The sequence below is a fragment of the Gordonia marina genome (assembly GCF_052036135.1).
GTDB lineage: Bacteria > Actinomycetota > Actinomycetes > Mycobacteriales > Mycobacteriaceae > Gordonia.
On sequence record NZ_JBPSDN010000075.1, the window covers coordinates 1 to 2,265 of the forward strand.

4 protein-coding genes are annotated in these 2,265 nt (G+C 62.6%); all 4 read left to right on the forward strand.

Translation table 11 applies throughout. The annotated features are described in order from the left end of the window. Positions 1 to 74: 74 nt before the first annotated feature. The 4 genes from ACSEEN_RS21265 (at position 75) to ACSEEN_RS21280 (ending at position 2,157) form a co-directional block, all read left to right on the forward strand. Entirely contained in the window at positions 75 to 821 is a 747-nt protein-coding gene (locus ACSEEN_RS21265; protein ID WP_440714244.1) for an alpha/beta hydrolase, read from the forward strand. A gap of 100 nt (positions 822 to 921) precedes the next feature. Continuing rightward, the gene (locus ACSEEN_RS21270; protein WP_283255242.1) at positions 922 to 1,158 is read left to right on the forward strand and encodes an MbtH family protein; all 237 of its coding nucleotides are present in this window, start codon (positions 922 to 924) and stop codon (positions 1,156 to 1,158) included. 278 nt (positions 1,159 to 1,436) lie between these two features. After that, positions 1,437 to 1,739 (forward strand): hypothetical protein, encoded by a 303-nt coding sequence (locus ACSEEN_RS21275; protein ID WP_247864949.1) that lies wholly within the window; start codon positions 1,437 to 1,439, stop codon positions 1,737 to 1,739. A 208-nt stretch (positions 1,740 to 1,947) separates the two neighbouring features. Continuing rightward, on the forward strand, positions 1,948 to 2,157 hold the full coding sequence (locus tag ACSEEN_RS21280) for a hypothetical protein (RefSeq protein WP_440714245.1): 210 nt from the start codon (positions 1,948 to 1,950) through the stop codon (positions 2,155 to 2,157). Positions 2,158 to 2,265: the final 108 nt, after the last annotated feature.

Sequence of the window (2,265 nt, forward strand, 5' to 3'; positions counted from 1 at the left end):
GGTCCTGCCGGGCCTCGACCGCCAGCCGCGTCGCACGCTCACGCAACTCGTCCGGGTACTTCCGTGGTGCTGCCATGACTCTCATCCTCCGTGAGTTGAGAACCTCCACTGAACCCGGGGCGCTTCAGTTCTTCGCAAACAAGCACGTCTATGTCGTGACTCCGCTGGCCGGAGGCGGCTCATACTATACCGACTGGCAGCGGGTCGACCCGAAGATCGGCCGGAGTAAGTGGGAGACATTTCTTCTGAAGGAGTTGCCTCCGCTACTCGAGCAGCGGTTCAATACCAACGGCAAGAATGCGATCGCCGGTATCTCGATGGCTGGCACGTCGGTGTTGAATCTGGCCGTCAGAAAGCCGGGACATTTCCAGGCAGTCGCCGCGTACAGTGGCTGCGCCCAGACGAGCGACCCGATCGGCCAGGAGTTCATTCGGCAGGTCATCGAGGGCCGGATCGGAGCGGACATGACCAAGATGTGGGGTCCGCTCAACGGTCCGGACTGGCGTCGGCACGATCCGTACGTCAATGCATACAAGCTGCGCGGCACCTCGCTGTACATCTCGTCGATGTCGGGTCTTCCCGGCCCCGACGAGCAGATTCACTCGCTCGATGACCTCAACCCGAAGATGATCGATCAGATCACGCTCGGTGGTGGAATCGAGGCCGCGATGACGTATTGCACTCTGAACATGCAGCAGCGGCTGAAGCAACTCCACGTTCCGGCGACCATCGTGATCCGGCCGGTCGGCACCCACTCATGGGGGTATTGGGAGCGTGAGCTGAAGGCATCGTGGCCGCAGATCTGGGCAGCGATCCGCTGATCTGCTTACGTCTCTGCTTTGACCGCGCGGTAAAATTCGACTTCGTGCCGAGGTCTCACGCGCGTGAGGCCCTGTTGATCCATAACCGAGGAGATTGATTGTGACTAACCCCTTCGACGACGAGAACGGCCGCTTCTTCGTTCTCGTCAACGACGAGAACCAGCATTCCCTGTGGCCGACCTTCGCCGACATTCCGGCCGGCTGGACCAAGGTGTTCGGTGAGGACAGCCGGGAGGCGTGCCTGAAGTACGTGGAGGAGAACTGGACCGACCTGCGCCCGAAGAGTCTCATCGAGGCGATGGAGCGCGATGCGGCGGAGCGTGCCGCCAAAGGCTGACGGTGTCTCGATGTCGCTGTCGGCGGGTACAGACTCGCCGACAGCGACATCCTCGTAACGGGGGTATCACGAATGTGATTCAGCCACACTGGCCTCACTGGTGCTGGCGATATTTCGTGTCATGCTCGATATCGTGAGGCAATGACATCGAGTGTGGGTTGCATCATACGGTGGGCGCCAGGCCTGTTGCCCGTAGCGATGCTCTGCGATACTGGGCGGTAGGGTCCCAGTATTGGGGTCATCCGAACAGATGCTCGCACCGGCGGACAGGCGGAATCATGAACGACCTTCTCTCCCGCATCGAACAGCGTGCTGCGGCGATGCCCTGGATGACGGCGGTGCGCCTGAGTGGTGAGGTGGTCACCTACGGCGATCTGTACCAGCGCATCTGTGAGTACGACCGCGTCGTCTCCCGGCACGCGCTCTCCGAGAACGCCGCGCTGTCGGCCGCCCTGATGAGCTTTCTGCCCGACGCGATCCGCCGCCTCGAGCCCGAGGTGCAGGGTCGCTGGGTGGCCGACGCGATCATGTGGCTCGGCCGCGGTCTCGCCGAAGACGACACGCTCAGCGCCACCGGTTGAAGGCGAAAGCCCCGCTCGTCGCCTCCTGGGCGATCGGGCGGCTAGACCCCCGATTTCCCGGGTGTGTGGTCGTGGGCGGCGGCGAAGATCCTCCTTTGGCGAGGGGCCTCATCGCACTCTCTAAGAGCAACCTGAAAATCCTGACTCGCAGTACAATCAGCAACGATGAATTGTCCGTTTGAGTGCTGTGTCGTCGGGGCGTGACCGGATGAACGTGTGGCGCCTGCAGCGCGCCGCGGCTTTCTGTATCGGCGTGATGCTGGTGCTCACTCCTCTGCTGGCCCTCGTCGCCCTGGTCGACAACTGGGTGCTGACCAGGCTGTGGTGGAACATTCTCGCGGTGGTCGCGCTCGAGCTCGCCGGCCTCGGTCTGATCCTGGCGGCCGGTGAACGCTACCGTGAATCACCCCAGGTTTGATGCCGCTCCTTTCTGAGTCCCATCAGGAAGGATGACAATCATGCCCAAGAAGATCGATCCCGCCGTCCAGGCCCGTGCTGAGCGCCTGTGGCGCGAGCACGGCGCCGA